The sequence below is a fragment of the Bartonella sp. PS7NMGDW genome (assembly GCF_042193585.1).
Lineage (GTDB): Bacteria > Pseudomonadota > Alphaproteobacteria > Rhizobiales > Rhizobiaceae > Bartonella > Bartonella grahamii.
The window spans coordinates 42430-62270 of the sequence record NZ_JBHILX010000005.1 but is presented as its reverse complement, the minus strand read 5'-3'; the positions used below and the strand labels follow the sequence as shown (position 1 = coordinate 62270).

At 34.3% G+C, this 19841-nt stretch carries 18 protein-coding genes; 8 read left to right on the top strand and 10 right to left on the bottom strand.

What is annotated here, in order from left to right:
* Positions 1–42: 42 nt before the first annotated feature.
* From metG to ACFIKJ_RS03985, 4 genes are all read left to right on the top strand, one after another.
* Positions 43–1602 carry a methionine--tRNA ligase gene (gene metG / locus ACFIKJ_RS04000; protein ID WP_375670278.1) on the top strand — a complete coding sequence of 520 codons (1560 nt, stop codon included), beginning with the start codon at positions 43–45 and terminating at the stop codon, positions 1600–1602.
* Entirely contained in the window at positions 1592–2365 is a 774-nt protein-coding gene (locus tag ACFIKJ_RS03995) for a TatD family hydrolase (RefSeq protein ID WP_375670277.1), read from the top strand. Before metG ends, ACFIKJ_RS03995 begins: the two co-directional genes overlap by 11 nt.
* A gap of 10 nt (positions 2366–2375) precedes the next feature.
* Positions 2376–3185, top strand: coding sequence for an MBL fold metallo-hydrolase (locus tag ACFIKJ_RS03990; RefSeq protein WP_375627282.1), 810 nt, complete (start codon positions 2376–2378; stop codon positions 3183–3185).
* Between the two features lie 109 nt (positions 3186–3294).
* Complete coding sequence (locus ACFIKJ_RS03985) at positions 3295–3654, top strand: hypothetical protein (RefSeq protein WP_375627283.1); 360 nt, start codon at positions 3295–3297, stop codon at positions 3652–3654.
* A 293-nt stretch (positions 3655–3947) separates the two neighbouring features.
* On the opposite strand, the gene ACFIKJ_RS03980 is transcribed toward ACFIKJ_RS03985, so the two are convergent.
* The 3 genes from ACFIKJ_RS03980 to pcsA are packed head-to-tail and all read right to left on the bottom strand — an operon-like array spanning position 3948 to position 6244.
* On the bottom strand, positions 3948–4361 hold the full coding sequence (locus tag ACFIKJ_RS03980) for a DUF6163 family protein (RefSeq protein ID WP_375625848.1): 414 nt from the start codon (positions 4359–4361) through the stop codon (positions 3948–3950).
* Positions 4358–5404: an enoyl-CoA hydratase/isomerase family protein gene (locus ACFIKJ_RS03975; protein ID WP_375651952.1), complete on the bottom strand. Its 1047-nt coding sequence runs from the start codon at positions 5402–5404 to the stop codon at positions 4358–4360. The genes ACFIKJ_RS03980 and ACFIKJ_RS03975 overlap by 4 nt, the downstream gene beginning before the upstream one ends.
* A gap of 21 nt (positions 5405–5425) precedes the next feature.
* Positions 5426–6244: a phosphatidylcholine synthase gene (pcsA, locus tag ACFIKJ_RS03970; RefSeq protein WP_375653718.1), complete on the bottom strand. Its 819-nt coding sequence runs from the start codon at positions 6242–6244 to the stop codon at positions 5426–5428.
* A 182-nt stretch (positions 6245–6426) separates the two neighbouring features.
* On the opposite strand from pcsA, the gene ACFIKJ_RS03965 reads away from it, so the two are divergent.
* From ACFIKJ_RS03965 to sodC, 4 genes are all read left to right on the top strand, one after another.
* A complete protein-coding gene (locus ACFIKJ_RS03965) occupies positions 6427–7653 on the top strand; it encodes a UbiH/UbiF family hydroxylase (protein WP_375653717.1) in 1227 nt (408 codons plus the stop codon).
* Positions 7654–8044: 391 nt separating this feature from the next.
* Positions 8045–8389 (top strand): hypothetical protein, encoded by a 345-nt coding sequence (locus ACFIKJ_RS03960; RefSeq protein WP_375625856.1) that lies wholly within the window; start codon positions 8045–8047, stop codon positions 8387–8389.
* Positions 8367–8723 (top strand): hypothetical protein, encoded by a 357-nt coding sequence (locus ACFIKJ_RS03955; protein ID WP_375625858.1) that lies wholly within the window; start codon positions 8367–8369, stop codon positions 8721–8723. Before ACFIKJ_RS03960 ends, ACFIKJ_RS03955 begins: the two co-directional genes overlap by 23 nt.
* Before the next feature lie 382 nt (positions 8724–9105).
* The gene (sodC, locus tag ACFIKJ_RS03950) at positions 9106–9633 is read left to right on the top strand and encodes a superoxide dismutase [Cu-Zn] SodC (protein WP_375625860.1); all 528 of its coding nucleotides are present in this window, start codon (positions 9106–9108) and stop codon (positions 9631–9633) included.
* A 648-nt stretch (positions 9634–10281) separates the two neighbouring features.
* On the opposite strand, the gene ACFIKJ_RS03945 is transcribed toward sodC, so the two are convergent.
* The 7 genes from ACFIKJ_RS03945 to sufC form a co-directional block, all read right to left on the bottom strand.
* Positions 10282–11220 carry a COG2958 family protein gene (locus ACFIKJ_RS03945; RefSeq protein WP_375670276.1) on the bottom strand — a complete coding sequence of 313 codons (939 nt, stop codon included), beginning with the start codon at positions 11218–11220 and terminating at the stop codon, positions 10282–10284.
* 443 nt (positions 11221–11663) lie between these two features.
* Positions 11664–14414, bottom strand: a complete 2751-nt coding sequence (locus ACFIKJ_RS03940; RefSeq protein WP_375670275.1) for a DEAD/DEAH box helicase — start codon at positions 14412–14414, stop codon at positions 11664–11666.
* Positions 14415–14436: 22 nt separating this feature from the next.
* Entirely contained in the window at positions 14437–16077 is a 1641-nt protein-coding gene (locus tag ACFIKJ_RS03935) for a site-specific DNA-methyltransferase (protein WP_375625866.1), read from the bottom strand.
* A gap of 83 nt (positions 16078–16160) precedes the next feature.
* Positions 16161–16562 (bottom strand): SUF system Fe-S cluster assembly protein, encoded by a 402-nt coding sequence (locus tag ACFIKJ_RS03930; RefSeq protein WP_273787976.1) that lies wholly within the window; start codon positions 16560–16562, stop codon positions 16161–16163.
* A complete protein-coding gene (locus ACFIKJ_RS03925; protein ID WP_375625868.1) occupies positions 16555–17799 on the bottom strand; it encodes a cysteine desulfurase in 1245 nt (414 codons plus the stop codon). The genes ACFIKJ_RS03930 and ACFIKJ_RS03925 overlap by 8 nt, the downstream gene beginning before the upstream one ends.
* Before the next feature lie 10 nt (positions 17800–17809).
* Positions 17810–19072, bottom strand: coding sequence for a Fe-S cluster assembly protein SufD (sufD, locus tag ACFIKJ_RS03920; RefSeq protein WP_375625870.1), 1263 nt, complete (start codon positions 19070–19072; stop codon positions 17810–17812).
* An 11-nt stretch (positions 19073–19083) separates the two neighbouring features.
* Positions 19084–19839: a Fe-S cluster assembly ATPase SufC gene (gene sufC / locus ACFIKJ_RS03915; protein WP_375627291.1), complete on the bottom strand. Its 756-nt coding sequence runs from the start codon at positions 19837–19839 to the stop codon at positions 19084–19086.
* Positions 19840–19841: the final 2 nt, after the last annotated feature.

The window sequence follows — 19841 nt, the reverse complement described above, 5'->3', positions numbered from 1 at the left end:
TCATTATATCTTTTATTTATAGGGTTTTACAACGAGTATGACATGCGTGACACATATTACATAACAACTCCCATTTTTTATCCTAATGGTGCTCCACATATTGGGCATGCCTATAGTGCAATTGCAAGCGATGTCTTAGCCCGCTTTCAACGATTAAACGGAAAAAATGTATTTTTTCTTTCTGGTACAGATGAGCATGGTCTAAAGATGCAACAAACCGCAGCAGCATTAGGCATGACACCTCAGCAACTTGCAGATTGTAATAGTGCTGTATTTCAAAAAATGCTTGCAGTATTAAATTGTTCTAACGATGATTTTATCCGTACGACAGAAGAACGCCATTATCAAGCTTGTCAAGAAATTTGGAAAAAGATGGAAGCAAATGGCGATATTTATCTCGGTCGTTATACGGGGTGGTATTCGGTTCGCCAAGAAGCCTATTATGAAGAAAAAGATACGGAAATTGGACCAGACAACATCCGTCGTGAGAAGGAATTAGGCTCTCCAGTTGAATGGAATGAAGAAGAAAGTTATTTTTTTAGACTTTCTCATTATGAAAAGCCTCTTCTTGAATATTATGAAGAACATCCTGATTTTATTGCTCCATTTGAGCGGCGTAATGAAATTATAAGTTTTATCAAATCAGGTTTAAAAGATATCTCTATTTCACGCGCAAGTTTTAATTGGGGAATTACTGTTCCAGAGAATCCAAAGCACGTGATGTATGTCTGGGTTGATGCGCTTACAAATTATCTATCAGCAATTGGTTTTTTCAATGAAAATTCAAAAAATCGTGATTTTTGGCCTGCAAATACGCATATTATTGGTAAGGATATTATTCGTTTTCATGCAGTCTATTGGCCGGCATTTTTAATGTCTGCGGGAATTGAATTGCCTAAAAATATTTTTGCACATGGTTTTTTACTTAATCGTGGTGCAAAAATGTCAAAATCTATTGGAAATGTCGTTGATCCTTTTGAAATGGTTGATCATTATGGTCTTGATCAGGTTCGTTATTTTCTTCTCCGTGAAGTGCCATTTGGACAAGATGGTAGTTATAGCCATGAAAGCCTTGTAAACCGTATTAATGCTGATCTTGCTAATGATCTTGGTAATTTAGCGCAGCGCTCCTTGTCTATGATTGCCAAAAATTGTAATGCACAAGTCCCGAGACCAACTTCATTTTTAGCTCAAGATCAACAGCTTTTAGAACAATCTCTTCAAGTACTTGAAACTGTACATCAAGCTATGTCTTCCTATAGCATGCATTTAGCACTTTCAGCTATTTTTTCAATTGTAGCGGATGCCAATCGCTATTTTGCCAACGAACAACCTTGGAGTTTACGTAAAAATGACCAAGAGCGATTTTCTACAGTTCTTTATATCACTGTAGAAATCTTGCGGAGAATAGGAATTATGCTTTTGCCTTTCATACCCCAATCAGCAGCCAAACTTCTTGATAGCCTTGCGGTTGCTGAAGATGATCGGTTATTGTATCATATAAGTCGTTCAAAAATTCAAGAAGGGCTTGATCTTCCACCACCAGAACCGATTTTTCCTCGCTATATCTTAAAGAAAGAAGACACTCATCATGTTGATTGATACACATTGTCATCTTGATTTTAAAGATTTTTCACAAGATTTGGATAATGTTATCCAACGGGCTTTAGATGCTGACGTTAAACGTATGATAACAATTTCAACCCATGTTCATAAGTTAGATAAGCTTTTAGCCATCTCGCAAAGCTATGACCAAGTCTTTTGTTCCGTTGGAACACACCCCAATCATGCGCATGAAGAACAAAATATTACAGCGGAAGAGCTTATACAGCTCTCGAATCACCCTAAAATTGTTGCGTTTGGGGAAGGGGGGCTTGATTACCATTATGATTATTCTACACCAGAAGAGCAAAAGAAAGTTTTTCAAGAACATATCATTGCTTCTCGAGAAACACAGATTCCTCTTGTTATACATTCACGCAATGCCGATATCGATATGGAGAAAATATTACGTGAACAGATAAAAGAAGGAGCTTTTCCTTTTATCCTTCATTGTTATTCGTCTGGAATGCAACTTGCTCGTGCTGGAATCGAACTTGGTGGTTATATTTCTTTTTCAGGTATTCTTACTTTTAAAAGTGCACTTGAAATCCGTGAAATAGCAAAAATTGTGCCTCATGAGCATTTGTTAGTAGAAACAGATGCTCCATTCTTAGCACCTAATCCCCATCGAGGCAAAACAAATGAACCATCTTTTGTATGCTATACAGCAGCTGTTTTGGCTGAAACAATTGGCTTAAGCATTGAAGAAACAGCTCAAATAACAACGCGTAATGCTTTTCGTTTATTTAGTAAAATGAAATAAGGCAAAAGATATGTGTGATCAATACCGATTTACAATATTAGGTTGTGGTCCTTCTCCAGGAGTGCCACGACCCAATGGTGATTGGGGAACATGTGATCCGAATAACCCTAAAAATAAACGCTACAGAAGTTCTTTATTAGTTGAACGTATTAAACCTTCAGGAGACAAAACAACAATCGTTATTGATACAGGTCCAGATTTTCGCTCACAAATGATTGATGCGCGTGTAAGCCATCTTGATGCTGCTCTTTACACACATTCTCATGCAGACCATATCCACGGTATTGATGATTTACGCAGCTATGCACTTGCACAAAAATGTTTAATAGATATCTATGCTGACAGATTTACACTAGAGCATCTCAAAAGTGCTTTCGGATATTGTTTTCAAACACCAAAAGCTTCATCTTATTCTCCCATTTTAAAAGAGCATCTTATCAATGAAGATAGTCAATTTATTATTCAGGGGCAGGGCGGAGCAATAAGCGTCAATACACATTTACAAAACCACGGAAACATTTATTCCTTAGGTTTTCGGATTGGGAATGTTGCCTATTGTACGGATGTTAGTGAATTTCCTGAAAAAACTTTATCCAAATTAATGGATCTGGATGTTCTAATCATTGACGCTCTCCAATTTAAATCCCATCCGAGTCATTTTTCTGTTGATCAAGCATTACAATGGATAGAATATTTAAAGCCAAAACAAGCAATACTTACACATATGGATAGATCGCTGGATTACAACAAGGTTATAAATTATGTTCCATCCTATGTAAAACCTGCATATCAAGGTCTTACTTTTGAAACAGATGCGTAAGCTTATTATGCGCAATATTTTAAGTTAAATAAAACACTTTTAAATTTATCCTTTATTTTATTTCATTTTTGACATACTTAGTGTTTTTTATGTCAAAAATGAGGCTTTTATGTATAAGAATTTTAAGCGGGGTGTATGTATTGTGGTTTTAGCGGTTTCCTTGACAGCATGTGGGGGGCGTTTAGAAAAAAATATTTCAACGACAACATTACATGACGGATCAATGAGTTGTGCCGATATTCAACGGGAGTTTTTTGCTAATAAACGTCAGATTAATGATACAATTGCAGAGCGTTCTAAAGCAAGAAATAAAAATGTGGCTTTAGCAGCAACAAGTATTGTATTTTTGCCTGCTTTGTTTTTTATGGATCCTAAATCCAGTGAAAGTAATGAAATTTCAGCGTTAAATAATCGCAATGCTGTGTTGAGTGATCTTGCACGTATAAAACGTTGTAAAATAGTACAGTAATTTTTATTATTTATACGACGTAATTTCATTACAACTATTTTGGTCTTTAAGAAATTTTTCTTAAAGACCAAATATTTTAATATGCTGTTCAATACCATAATTTAGTTTTAAAAGTGAATTGTACGATTATAAATATGATTTATGTTTTAAAATAGGGTTTCTTTTGTTTTGCTGTATCATATTATCGCATAATATATATTATGGAACTTTATGGAAAGAGTATATCTGGAATTAGCGCTTTGAGGAACGTATGTTTGAAAATCGAGCCTGTTATTCTGGCTCGAAAATTTCAATCACGATGTTTTTTTATTTTTTACTCTTTTTAAAAAAAACATCACAATTTGCAGTATTATGAAAGCTAAAAACAATATTCCATGAAATAATGGCAGAAATGGCTGATAAATAAAATCAGAATAATATATTGTTATTGCTTCAATCAATGCTGCAATCCACCACACGATGATACCCCATAATGAATACATCCAAAGTCCAACTAAGGCAATAGGATAGAGAATAGCCAATATAGCTGATGCAAATTGCCACTGCCAAGGCATAAGATCAAAACGCCATAGAATACCTGGAAAAACACCAACAAGGCGTATCCAATAACAAATACCTAGGACTAAGCAAATGAGTGCCAAAAACCGTAAATAACAGTTATAGATTAAATTGATTTTTGAAATCCGTTTGTGTGAATTATTTTTCACAATAATAACTCTTTCTCAACAGGTTGGAAGTAAGAATCCACCATTTCATCTGTCACATTTGAAAGTTTATCTGGCTGCCATTGAGGTCTTTTGTCCTTATCGATTAACATAGCACGTATACCTTCATGAAAATCATGTGAATTAATCATATGATGTGCAATGCGGTTTTCAATTTTCATACAATCTTCCAACGTTTGAGATGAATTTTGTTTCATTTGTTTCCAGATAACTTTTAAACTTATCGGAGAACGTAACTGCAAAATATCATAACATTCTTTAGCAAACAAAATACCTTCATTACTTTTTTTATGTAGCAACTCAAGACATTTTTCTAAGGTATGGGCACTAAAACAAGTGTTAATAATACAACGTATTTCATGACTCGTTTCATAGTCTTTTGTAATTGCTCGCTCGTTTAAAGCTAAAGTAGGATCTCCTTGCTCAATAATAGCTTTTCTAATCATATCGAATTCAATTTCAGCAACGGCGTGTGTTGCTAATCCTAAATTTAAGCAATCTCCCCACTTTATGCGTGCACCCGTTAATGCAAGATATATGCCAAAATGATTGGGAAGAGATGGTAAGAAAAAACTTGCACCTACATCTGGAAAAAATCCAATCGCACCTTCTGGCATAGCAAAAACAGTATTTTCTGTAACAATTCGATGCGAACCATAGAGAGAAATCCCTACCCCTCCTCCCATCCAAATACCATTTAGGAAAGAAATGTAGGGCTTTGAAAAACGTTTGATATAAGCATTTAGACTATATTCATCACTAAAATACTGACAAGCAGTGGCACTTTTCCCCATATGATAGATTTCTACAACATCTCCACCAGCACAAAAAGCGCGCCCTTCCCCTTCAATTAAGACACAAGAGATATTATCATCTGTTTCCCATGTCCTGAGAGCTTTTTTTAAAGCTGAAACCATTCGTTGATTAAGAGCGTTTAATGCTGAAGGGCGTGTGAGCTTTATAATACCAGCACGCCCATCTTTCGTAAAAGAAATATCATCATCTGCTCCAAAATCAATTTTCATCTTATACCCTTCTTAAAACAACTATTTTATTGTCTTTTTTATATTTTTTGCCCCAAGTTGAGGAAATATTTGCATGATTGCGCCGATACAATATATGTAAATTCCTGTTACCGAAATTCCTATTTTAACCCAATAGGGAGCCTCTAGTTGATAAAAGAATGCAGAAACACCAAAAAAACACCATAAGAGAAAAATTGGAAAATTAATCCTACGTAAACGAAGAACTCTTACTGGATGAATAAAATAAATTGGCAAAAAAGATATAATCGCCGATAAAACAATAATGATAAAAGTAATCCACTCTTCGGGTCTGACGACAAAAAGCGTAAAAATCATCATATTCCAAACAACAGGAAATCCTTTAAAAAAGTTTTCTTTGGTTTTCATACTAGTATCTGCATAATAAATAGCAGATGAAATAACAATAATTGCACTCAATGAAAATGATAACCCTACCCCCATGAAACCACTTTGATAGAGTGCAAAGGCAGGAATTAAAACATAAGTCACGTAATCAATAATATTATCTAACAGCTCTCCAGACCATGTTGGAAGAACGTATTTAACATCAAGTTTACGTGCAATTGGTCCATCTATACCATCAACGAGAAGTGCAAGCCCAAGCCAACAGAACATAGCTGTCCATTCTTTTTGAGAGGCTGATATAAGAGAAAGAAACGCTAAGAATGATCCCGAAGCTGTTAGTAAATGAACAGAAAAAGCCTTTGCTTGTGGCATTGTTACTTTTTTATGGCGTAATAAGTTTGCATTTGTTTTGATTTTCTTTGTTAGTTTACGTTTCAAGGTTTTCTTATCCTCGTTTTTTAAGTCTTCAACCATCTATCAATACGCCATTTCTTACCGATGATATAACTCAGCATTTAAAAAAATCATAAAAAGGTTACTTTTTTATATCGTGTTATTTATTACATACTATAATAGGAGAGGTTCATATAATAAAAAGAGAGTGATTATTTGGAAATATTAAAATATTTTTTCAATGGAGAAAGGTTCAAATCGTTGTGATATTTGAAAAGAAAGAACATAAAGATATTGCTGTTATTGGTGCAGGTCCTGTCGGAATGCTAGCCGCACTGAGTCTTGCACATGAGGGGCTTTCTGTTTTTCTTGTTGGTCCCCCTGCTCATACAGATGAGTTGCGGACAACTGCTCTTATGATGCCTGCAATACGCATGCTTCAAAAACTCAATATTTGGAATAATATTCAAAAACATGCTGCTGCTTTATCATCCATGAGAATTATAGATATAACTTCTAGAATTGTGCATGCTCCTACGGTGCATTTTTCTTCTGCTGAAATTGGTGAAAAAGCTTTTGGCTACAATATACCTAATGTAAAATTGAACAGTGCTTTAGTCGATGCTGTTACACATACCCCTAATATTACAAGATTTTTTTCTGCAGCCAAATCGTTTCATCACACAAAAAATCATGTATGTATTACTCTTGCTGATCGTAGTGTCATTCAAGCACCACTTGTTGTTGCAGCTGATGGGCGTCACTCTCTTACACGTGCAGCAGCAGGGATAAGTGTCAAACAGTGGAATTATCCACAAAAAGCACTTGTTCTCAACTTTTCTCATGAGTTTTCTCATCAAAATACATCAACCGAATTTCATACAGAACATGGTCCATTTACACAGGTTCCTCTACCAGGGCGAAGATCTAGTCTTGTATGGGTTGTTCATCCTTCTCGTGCTGAGGAATTGTTGCATATAGAACAAAATGCAATTGCAAAAATGATCGAAAACAAAATGCAATCAATGCTTGGAAAGCTACGCTTAGAAACATCAATTCAAGCATGGCCGCTTTCAGGACTTCTTTCTCATCATTTTGCTGCTAATCGAACAATTTTAATGGGTGAAGCCGCTCATGTTTTCCCCCCTATTGGGGCACAGGGATTGAATTTAGGATTCCGTGATGTCCAAACTTTGATTGATATTTTACCTAACAAAATATCCAATTCTAACTCTGAAATGATTGTTGCGCATTATAACAAATGCCGCAAACCAGATACATTAATCCGAAGTGGAGCTGTTCATACACTTAACTCTGCTCTACTTTCTCACATGTTGCCTGTTCATATCATACGAAGCGTTGGGCTTGGTTTGTTACATAGTTTCTCACCATTACGTAATTTATTTATGCGCGAAGGAATGTATCCCGGTTACGGATTCAAGGAAATTATGCAAATATTTCCAACAAAATCATCTAAACAGCTCTACTGAGCAATAATAAGCGATATAATCGCTCTATGGTTTAATATTGCATTTTGAATAATATCTATTACTGATGTAAAAAATATTATATATATTTAGCATACTGATATGAAATAGAGAAAATTAATTATAGACTACAGCTGAAATTGTAAAGATATCTTGCTAAATCATATCTGTTAAATTTTGCAATATAAAGCAAATAAAAAATAATACCGTTTTGAAATAGTTATTTTATAACATTAATTTTAACAAGAAAATAAATAATAAAAAACATTTTTATTTAATAAATAGATTTTCAAAAATTTTTATTGTTAAGTATAATATTAAAAATAAAATCATCTTGGGAACTTGTTAGTAACACAGAGGTTAATAAAGTGTTGTTTCAACAAATGGTGACCAGATGAAAATAAATAATTTTTTGAAATTAAGTATTTTTTTTATAATGATTTTATGTTTCTCGTTGACAGTCACTACTTCAATCAGTGAAGTTTTTCATCTTCCTTATTGTCAAACCTTTACCTATACCTCTACTCAAAATGTCACTAAAATAGGTCAGAACTCATTTACTGCTTCACAAGTTAAAAATTGTCTTATGCAAAACGGTTTTGAGAATATTAAACGATTACGTCTAGATGACAAAGGCATCTGGCGTGCTTTAGTAAAATTTAAAAAGTCCCATTTTTTCGTATCCGTTGACTATTCAGGAACAGTTAGCATTCAAAATGAAAGAAAAAAATATGATTGATTTTAAAACTTACAGCAACGTTTCTTTTCATAGCTGTAAGAAAAGAAAATTAAAAAAGTACTGCCATTCTATGAAAGAATTTGCTTTCATTGGCGGTTTAAATGGTAGCGTATCTGGAGCTATCGCAGCAACTCTTGCAGCTTATGGTTATATTGCTCTTCCAGGATTTGGTCCAGTTATCGCAATGGGTATAGGAGTAGCACTTTCTGCTGGAATGATAATAGGAGCACTGATAGGATCAGGAATGGGAGGGAGTGTTGGTATATGCTGTATTTTATGGGAAATTTATATGAATCATAATAATTCTTTCTCTTATAAATTTCATAATGAATAGAAATTTTTATCATTTTTTCTATGAAAAACAATTAAATCATCAACAAATTATATGTTCTGTTTTTTGATAAAATAGTTATCTATTATAAATGAAATAATATCTAACTTATTAAAATTGCTTTATTACACCTCAAAAAGTAGATTTTTTAAAGCATCTCTTGAAGAAATGTCAGCGAGATATAATTATCAATCTATGAAAGCTACATTTTTTATAGATCAAAAAATGAGAGTTATGTTCAGAGCACATATATATAATTTAATTTATTTGCTCTTTCTAAGAACTAATATTTCTATGTAAATTATTTTACTTAAATTTCAATTTAAGAAAATTATAAATATTTTTATAGATAAAATTTATTTAAAGATAAGTATAAAGGTATTTTATGAAAAAAATATTATTATCATTATTGGTTTTTATGGCATTTTTAATTCATAAAAATTCTGCATTAGCACTATCAACACAAGTAAATATTTATAAACTAGAAGATAATAATTCAAAAAAGGCTATTGGTAGCATTAAAATTGAAGAAACCACATACGGTTTGATTTTCATCCCTAATTTATCTACTTTATCAGAAGGGATGCATGGTTTTCATGTGCATGTAAATCCTTCATGTGATACAAAAGATGGCATCATTGGTGGAAGCGCAGGTGGACATTATGATCCAGAACATACCGGAAAACATTTAGGACCTTATAATGTCAATGGTCATCTTGGTGATTTACCAGCACTTTATGTTGATAAGCAAGGATATGCCACGATGAGCGTTCTTGCTCCACGATTAAAAAAAATCTCTGAAATTAAAGGGCGCTCTTTAGTCATTCATTTAGGGGCAGATAATCAATCAGATAAACCATTACCGCTTGGCGGAGGTGGTGCGCGTTTGGCGTGCGGTATTATTGATAAATAAAGAGAGTATTATGGCAAACTGTGACAGTACACACTCCCTTTACCATAAGATGTGAGAGAAATTTATTTTTTTAAATCTATTGCAAGAAATTGAGTAAACTGTGTGGGTGTTTTATAAAATCAATGTTTTTTTGAATGTTCACTTCGGATAACAAAAAACTTAATAATAATCAAAGCGAACAGCAATGAAAATTAAAAAAATAGTATTATAAATTCTCCATAAAGAAGACTTCAATATGAGGAAGTAATATTTTCAATGCTTGATGTAAAAAAAGAAAAAAATTTGAATTTCACTCTCTACAATAGAAAATTTGTAATAAATTATAATCATTAAAACTAGTATCTAATGGAATCACGCCCCACGCACAAAATAGAACGGGTCTAAAACAGAATTTTAACTCTTCCCCTACTCAACTCTACTCATGAGATGCACGCAAACAATTTTGATTGATACAATATCAATATAAGATCGTTTGAAAGGATTGAATGCTAGGATATTCCCTCCCTCATTTAAGTTTAAAAAAGACTAATTATCATTACAAATCAATATGTTATATCAATATAATAAGTCAAATAAAATAGTTAGAGTAATTTTTTATCACTCTGAAAAAAGGGCTTTTAAACAATAGAGTCTTTTTAAAACATCCCCTCATGGATACATATGATCCCAATCTAGTGGACGCATCTCGCCAGTTTGATAAAATTGACGAATGAGTTTAATATAATCAAGAAAATCTTTGTTTTCCTCAACTAATCTATTAGCAGTATCCCAGTCAATATCACTACGTTCTTTGGCTGGAATTAAGATCTCACTCTCGGAAGAGTTTTCCTTATTGAGTCTTATAAATCCAATTCCATGCAAACTTGAAAGCATTCGAAGCTCTTTTAATGTGTCAACCCCTTCAATTTCACTAGCAACTAAATAACTCAAATTAGCCCATGAAGAATTACTAACTGTTTGAAAAAATGCTTTTCGTAAATTTGAACGATTGATGAGAATTTTTACTTCAAAAGACCAAAGCTTCGTTTTTTTATCAAAATCTTGCAAAACACAATCTTTGATTTCACGATTCCATTCACTGCTTAAATCTTGCATTCCTACGAGATCTGGATAAAGCCATTTATTTCCGCCTGCACCATGTTTATTACGAGAACATTTCTCATTAATGCGCTTGCTGTAAACTGCAAGCTCTGACCATAAAAATTTAGATAATAACGGATAAAGATCATGCTCTTTAATAGAACCATCTTCTGTTCTACTCTTTGCATTGTCCTCTACTGCATCAATTTCAGCACTATCTGTTTGTTTAGTAAAATAATATTGCCGTGGTCGTCCTTCAGTGGTTTTAATTTCTGAATAACGCTTTTGTAACTGAGGGCGCTGAGATCCTATTTCAGCAACAATTTGCTGAATAAGAGCTGCATCACTCTTAAGGGGAGTGATTATTGCCGTTGAATGCTTTTGTTTTTGACGGCATTTATCTGGGTAATTTTCAAATACCCATTGAGCAATTTCTCGAGCTGTAAATTTTGTTGTCGGGTTTTTCTTTAAAAAATTAAAAACAGTGTTTATTAAATTCAAAGTCATATGAAAAATTCTCCCCTCTCACCCTCTGGATATTTCATTATATTCAGGCTTTTTAAATGAAAGAACAATAAACTATTTAAGTTTTTTAAAGAAAGCATATTTATAAAATTACCCAATAAAATTAAAATATTTTTTGAATTTGTGACTATAAATTCAAAGATCTTTTCACATAAGGAAAGTAAGATTGTACTTTTATCAAAAATTGTAAATGTGCTAAAAATTCCCATAAAAAATCATAATCTTGTGTAACTTTTCTATACATTTTTCCTTTTATTTTAATGTTGTTAGAAAAAAATATTAATTTTTTGATTTAAAAAATCCCTAATATTTTTAAGTTAATGATGCGATAGTGCAAAAAATTAAAAATAATTATCCAAACATTTGATTGCACCTCACATCCGTCAATTAAAAAACTTATGTGTTTTATTTTTGAAAAAAATAAATTATGAGCTCTCAAGTATAGATTCTGAAATGGTAAACTCTGCACATAAACCTTCAAAACTATTATTTGCTTTAATAGCATCATGGGGAATAAGAACATAATACCATTTTTTACCGCCATAAGTAGCTGCGTAGCGCGTTGCATGACAACACCATTGAACTGCAGCTTCTCTTTTTTTTAAAATAATAGGATTTTGCATTTCAGAGGCTTTTTTAGGCTCACAAAGATACTTGGCATCCTCCGTTTCTACAACAAAGTCCGGTTCATAAGTTGATCCTTTATCATATTCTATTCTGAAAAACCCCCGAGCAGGTTTCATCCATTTCAATACTTGTGCATCATCCTCTAATATCTGAGCAAATCGTAACTCCCCTTCTACTGAATCAAACTTTTGTAAAGGATAACAGCATTTTCTAAAGCCGCTGAATACAAGTTTCTTAATATCGCTTTTAATGGCAGGAATATTACGAAAATCAAGAGGAGACGTCCCCTGCGGTAATACATAATGGATAGGCGATAAAGTTGTAAAACCCCGTGTCACTTTAACCTCATAATCTTTTTGCGTTTCCCACTGATGTTCTCTTAATTGCGCAACAATAAAACTAATAAGCTTATGCTGATAGTGAATTAATACGTTCTCAACGGCTGCATCATTGGGTAAATAAGATCGGAAATGTTCTACTATCTGACTAGCTAATTTTCGTAATAAGAGCGTATGGTTATCATAATCGACAAAGTCATTATCAATCAAACCACGAATGATGTAATTTTCGAGATAAGGCTCTTTGACATATTCATTCTTAGAAGTGAGAAAAATGCTTTTATGGGTACGCAATTCTCGAATTAAAAGTTCTTTACTAACAGGTTGCAAATTTAAGTTTTCTAAATTTTCCAAATCAAAATCAGAAAAACCATAAGTAACCTCACGCGAAGGAATGAGTACAATATTGGGAATATCTATCATCAATTCTGCTAATTTTTTTGTCAAAATTGTAACCACTTTTGATACAAGAGACTTTTGTGATGAAGGCTTAATATTCATAACTTTATTAGCAATTTTTTCTTGTATCGGTGCAGAATAAAGCATTTGAGAACTTGGCAATTTATCATTCTCTTTGATAAGATCCCACGCGATCGCTGCAATATCTCGCTCTTCAGGCGTTAATGTAGGGGAATCTGGATTACGTAATATGATACCTTGTAAATCAGATGCTCCATTTATATCGGAATTACGTGTTACCATCGTTTGCATCAATAAAGCTTCTACTTGACATGGAACCGTCACAATATCTGACTTTTCAGAGGGTACATCCCCCTCTCTTCCAATCTCAATATGCTTTTTTATAATTGAGTTTGGATCGTTTGCACGATCAATAATATCTTGAAAACGATCATGCGCAATAATTGTTAAACGATCAATAGCTTCCACGCCTGTTCTATACCCATAAGGCAAACGCAATCCACGCCCAATTGTTTGCTCTGTTAAAATTTCTGAAGCCGATGCACGCAACGGTACAATAGTATAGAGATTCGTAACATCCCACCCCTCCTTTAATTTATTAACGTGAATAACAATTTCTGTTGGGTCATGAGAATCTTCAATTGCAATAAGCTTTTGAATATTTTGATCTTCTTCTATATTCGACTGTTTTGTATGAATCTCTATAACTTTTCCCTTATAAGCCCCTGCGAAAAATTCATCTGATTCCAATAAATTCCGTAGTTTTTGTGCATGATTTGTATCTTGAGCAACAACTAAAATAAAAGGCTTAACGAACTTTTTGTTATAATCTTTTGCATAGACAATTAAATCTGCTTTCACATTTTCATGGGCATGAATTGCATCTTGTAATTTGATATGTTCTAATTGCTCAGATGTATAATTTTGAAGTTGAAAATCTTTACGTGTAGCAACAGCAGGTTCTTTTACAAAACCATCCCTCATAGCCTCTGCAAGTGAATAACTATAGACAACATTTTTAAAATCTACGGGTTTTGCACCTATTGTTTTTGGTGTCGCTGTAAGCTCTATTCCTAAAACAGGTTTTAACTCATTAATTGCCGCTGCACCAGCAGAAGCACGATAACGATGAGCTTCATCCATTAACAAAACTAAATCAGGAAGATTTGCGAGATAATCAAAATAACTTTCGCCAATTGTCTCTTGTAAGCGTTTAATCCTCGGCATACTAGATTTTAGTGCGCCTTTTTTATTATCTGTTGTATTAATTTTAGAAATATTAAAAATATTGATAAAGGCCGTGTCTCTATTCTCAAACAAACGCTTTTGTCCTTGAAAATAGTGTTCATCAGTGCGAATACCTTTACCACTTTCATAATCTTCACCTGTAATAATAACAGGTCTATTTGCAATGAATTCACTTATTCCACTAAAGACATACTTTGGGCTTTGGGGACTAAAATCCTGTTTTAACTTTTCATAAATAGTCAAATTTGGCGCTAAAACAAAAAAATGGCGACTGCGACCTGTTAAATAAAGATAGCTAATAAAAGCCCCCATAAGTCGCGTTTTCCCAACACCTGTTGCTAAGGCAAAACAAAAAGAGGGAAAGTTTCGTTCAAAATCTTGCACAGAAGGATAAAGATTTTTTATCACTTCTAACTCTGCAACCAAATCAGCATTTTTAGAAAGCTCTATATTTTCTAAGATTTTTACCAAAATATTTAAAGATTCACGTTGAGGATCACGTAACGATAAGCGAGCAGAAATCCTTTTTTCAACAGTGTTCATGAAAAACTCCGCTTTTTATATATTATTCAAATAGATCTAATTCTGCTTGCGCAATATCTTTATTTTTGTTGTTTTCTTTTACTACAATCACTGGTTCAAGATTGGCTACATTTAAACTGTAATCGTCCCTTCCCCATTCGCATTTTTCTAATATTGCACGGGGGATTTTAGTGAGTGTCAGATTTTCAAAGGATGCTGATTTTGTATCAAAGGCTGTGCCACAAATCAGCAACGTGCGATGAGAGCCTACCTCTTCACTCATTATACGGAGTTGTTCATGGGTCATAGCGCTTGTTGTGACATAAATATAATCTGTTTCGGTTGAATACCCTTGCATCCAATAATGATTTTCATCAGGTGCGTAGGTAAATCCCATATGTTTGCACATTGCTTCTGAAAGCATCGCAGCATTATATTCGCGACTAATAATCCATTGTCCCCATGGATCTTTTTGTAACAGAGAAGGTGCAAGGCGATAATAGCGAAATCCACCGCCACCTTGCCAATTAACACTTTTGGAAATTCCCCCTTGATCAGTTCCATCAATGACTTGTTTTAAACGAGGGATAATGTGGGTATGACAATGTTCACCAAGCTCAACCATAATCCACTTTCTTCCCATTTTATGGGCAACAGCACCGGTTGTGCCAGAACCAGCAAAAGAATCCAGTACAAGATCACCGGGATTAGTGGCAAGTTGAATAATGCGTTCCATTAAACGCTCAGGTTTGGGAGTTGTAAAGACACTATCAGAATTAAAAACTTTGACTTCTCTTTTGGCATCTTGGTTGTGTCCCACTTCTGTGTAGGGCCAAATCGTCATACTGGTTATGCCCTGCTTAACCTCAGAAACAAAACGTTTAATCCTTGGCACTCCACCGTTATCTGTTCCAAACCAAATGCGATTATCTTTTAATAATTCAGAGAATTTGTGTTTGCTAACCCGCCAACTCGTTCCAGCAGGAGGCATCACCTTGCGTCCAGAAGGTGTGATGATTTCGTAAATATCCTTAGGTGTTACTCTTTTTACGGATAAGTCTCCAGATTGCCAAGGACCGCGAGGATCATTATCAGGGTTTTTATAGCGCGCATCCATATCGCTTGAACGAGGAAGCAATTGAGGGCGCCAAACAGTTTTATCTTTAGCATAAACCATTACAAAATCATGGTTGTCTGAAAGCCACTTTGCATCATTTTGTGGAGCATATTTTTTTTGCCAAATGATATTGTTTATAAAATTTTTTCGACCAAAAATTTCATCCATTAACACTTTAAGATAAGCTTGCTCGTCATCATCAATTGATATCCAGATACTTCCATCATCTGCCAGTAAATGATGTAACAATTCTAGCCTGTCTCTCATAAGGCTTAGCCATATAGAATGCTCTAAACCATCTTCATAATGTTCAAAGGCATTGCCTGTATTATAAGGCGGATCGATATAGATACATTTTACCTTCCCCATATATTCTTGTTCAAGTGCTTTGAGTGCGAGCAAATTGTCACCAAAAATAAGTTTATTATCAAAAATGTCCTGAGATGATATTTGATGCGAAGCGTGATAAGATTTTTCAAGATCTTCTAATAAGATACGAGGCTCTAGTTTTGGGCGTTTTTCTTTTCCAATCCAGTTAAGTTCTAATTTTTGTTTATTATAACTCATGCGATCGTCTTTAAATTCAAATGCTTGTGAAAAGTAAACAGCTTATTCATGAATGGCTAAATTAGAGTCTCTTAACAATACTTTTAGTACCATCCGACAGCAATTTGAGCTTCTTCTGACATACAATCAGGTGTCCATGGTGGATCAAAAGTCATAGTGACTTCAACATACGAAACCCCTTCAACTGCACTGACTGCATTTTCTACCCACCCCGGCATTTCACCAGCAACAGGGCATCCCGGTGCTGTAAGAGTCATTTCAATTTTTACTGAACGATCATCTTCAATATCAATACGATAAATCAGTCCAAGCTCATAAATATCAGCAGGAATCTCTGGGTCATAAACTGTTTTGAGAGCAGCAATAATATCATTCGTCATACGATCAATTTCATCTGCTGGAATTGCTGATATATAAGATTTTTTATTTTCGCTTACAGTTTCAACAGATTCTGTAGAATGACGCTCTTCAATTGATTCAGCCATTAAAAAATGTCCTTGTTTCTTTCAATGCTTCTACTAATTGATCTACATCTTCTTGAGTGTTATACATGGCTAATGATGCCCGACAAATAGATGTTAGACCAAAGCGCTGTAATAAAGGCTGTGCACAATGGGTTCCCGCGCGTATTGCAACTCCTTTTCTATCAATAAACATAGCGATATCATGGGCGTGAATCCCTTCAATTGTAAATGATATAATAGCTCCTTTATTGGGAGAATGACCATAAATACGCAATGACTCAACCATTTTAAGTTTTTCCTGCGCATAAGCTAAAAGGGATCTCTCATGGGCATGAATCGTGCTACGACCTTTCTCTTGTATATAATCAATAGCCGCAGTTAATCCAATAGCTTCAACGATAGGAGGAGTGCCTGCTTCAAAACGGTAAGGAGGAGCATTATAGAAAACCTTATCGGTTGTTACCTCCTCGATCATTTCCCCTCCCCCTTGAAAAGGACGCATTTCTTCTAATCTATCTTTCTTACCATACAGAACACCAATACCGGTGGGACCATAAAGCTTATGACCTGTAAAGACATACCAATCACAATCGAGATCTTGCACATCAACGGTTAAATGTACTGCTCCTTGAGAACCATCAACAAGAACCGGAATAGAATCTTGATGAGCTAGTTTAATAATCTCTTTAACAGGAGGCACAGTTCCTAATATATTGGACATATGCGTTATAGCAACAAGCCGCGTTTTTTCGCTTAAAGCCTTTTGGAAATCTTCAATGTGCAGAACACCATTTTCATCGACAGGAACAAAAATAAGTTTAACACCTTTTTGTTCACGGAGAAAATGCCAAGGAATAATATTTGAATGATGTTCCATGATCGTTAGAACAATCTCATCACCTTCTTTGAGTTTGGGCATCGCCCAACCATAAGCAACAGTATTAATAGCTTCTGTTGCATTTTTCGTAAAAACAATTTCTTCAGCTTTTTGAGCATTTAGAAAAACACGAACGGTTTCACGAGAATTTTCATAGGATTGTGTTGCTATATTGGCTAAAAAATACATTCCCCTATGCACATTAGCATAACTATAGTGATAATAATTATTCATTGCATTGAGTACTGACATTGGTTTTTGGGCAGAAGCACTACTATCAAGATATGCTAATCGCTTTCCATAAACTTGATGGTGCAAAATAGGAAAATCACGCCGAATTTCTTCGACATTATAAGTAAATGTTTGTACGTTATTTTCCATTTTTTCTACCTTAAACATTTTTTTCAAGCCATTTACTAATGATATTCTCCAAAACGATTTGAATCTTATCCTGCTTGATGTCATCAATGAGCTCAGAGATAAATCCTTTAATCAAAAGTGCACGAGCCGTTTTAAATGGGATACCACGCGCCATAAGATAAAAAAGATAATCATGATTAATATTAGCAACTGTTGCACCATGACCGCATGCAACATCATCCGCAAAAATCTCAAGTTCAGGCTTTGCATTAAATTCTGCATCATCTGAAAGAATAAGGCTATTACAAGCCATGCGTGCATCTGTTTTTTGCGCTTTTTGAGACACACGTATTATTCCTTGGAAAACACCAACAGCCTTATCTGTAACTACATTGCGTATAATTTCGGTTGATGTTGACTTTTCTTCCACATGACGAACAGTCATTGTAAGATCACTATGTGTTTGTCCTGATAATAAATTTATGACACGTAATTGAAAATTAGATTCTTCTCCCTGTAATTCAATATCGATTTCTTGGCGATTTAATTGGCTCCCTATATTAATGACATAAAGTGATAACTTCGCTCTTTGAGCAAGAACAGCACAAAATCGACCAAATTGTGTAGAATTAAAATCACGATTGCGAATGAGAATCCACGTAACATCACTATCAGCAGCAATATTTAATGAAAATATTGAACTGACAAAGGTATCTTTATCATTGCCAACCTGATGTTCAATAAATATAACTTGACTATTTTTATCAACTTTTATATCCGAAAAAATATGAGATTGTCCCCCCATTTGTATATTTTGTAATTCAATGGGAATATTTAACTTTGTATTTTCAGGGATGTGAAAAAGCCAACCATCTGTAACAAAAGCTGTATTCAACTGTCCAATAAAATCCTCATCAGAAATGTTTTGATTTACCTGTACAGAATTATCTTTTAATGCGTCTGAAAGGCGTTTTACTGTAATGTTATCTACCTTTGACTCTATTGATGTTTTTCCATTGTTTATAGAAAAAACAGCACTTTCTGAAAGCAAAGCATCAATCAATTGATTGTTTTGAACTTTTGAAAAATTGCTAATAGACTTCAGTAAGGTACGCAGATTGGTATAATGCCAGCTTTCGATTTTACGGGAAGGAAGCTGTGTCGTTTGAAACTGCTCAATAGCTTTCTTGCGAATTTCCCGTATAGCTTTATCACCAGGTAAGTCGTTTACATACTGATTGAAATTACTGAGTATATTTTCTTCAATTGCTAACAAGTTTTGCTGTGTATTCATATTCAATAACCTCAAACTGCTTCCCTGATAAGATCAGCATACCCATTTTGCTCTAAATAAATCGCTAAGGATTTATCTCCGCTTTTGATAATTTGTCCTTTATAAAGAACATGTACAGTATCAGGAATGATATAATTAAGCAGCCGTTGATAATGGGTAATCACCAAAAATGAACGTTTTGAATCCCGAAGTTTATTAACACCATCTGCAACAATTTTTAGTGCATCAATGTCTAAACCAGAATCCGTTTCATCTAAAATGCAAAGTTTAGGTTCAAGAAGTGCCATTTGTAAAATTTCAGCGCGTTTTTTTTCTCCACCTGAAAAACCCACATTTAATGGACGCTTTAGCATATCCATATCTATTTCAAGTTTGGCTGAAACTTCCTTAACACATTTTATAAATTCAGGAATTTTAAGCTCTCTGTCACCGCGTGCTTTGCGTTGAGAATTCATCGCAACTTTTAAAAATTCCATTGTTGCTACCCCTGGTATTTCCATTGGATATTGAAATGCAAGAAAAACACCATATGCAGCACGTTCTGCTGGATCCATTTCTAAAAGTGATTGTCCATTATAGAGAATATCTCCTTCTGTTATTTCATAATCATCACGACCAGCAAGCAAATAAGACAAAGTTGATTTTCCGGCTCCATTTTGTCCCATGATAGCGGCAACTTCTCCATCTTGAACTGTCAAGTTTAAACCACGAATAACTTCTGTATCGGTTCCAGCAATACGGGCGTGCAAATTTTTTATCTCTAACATAA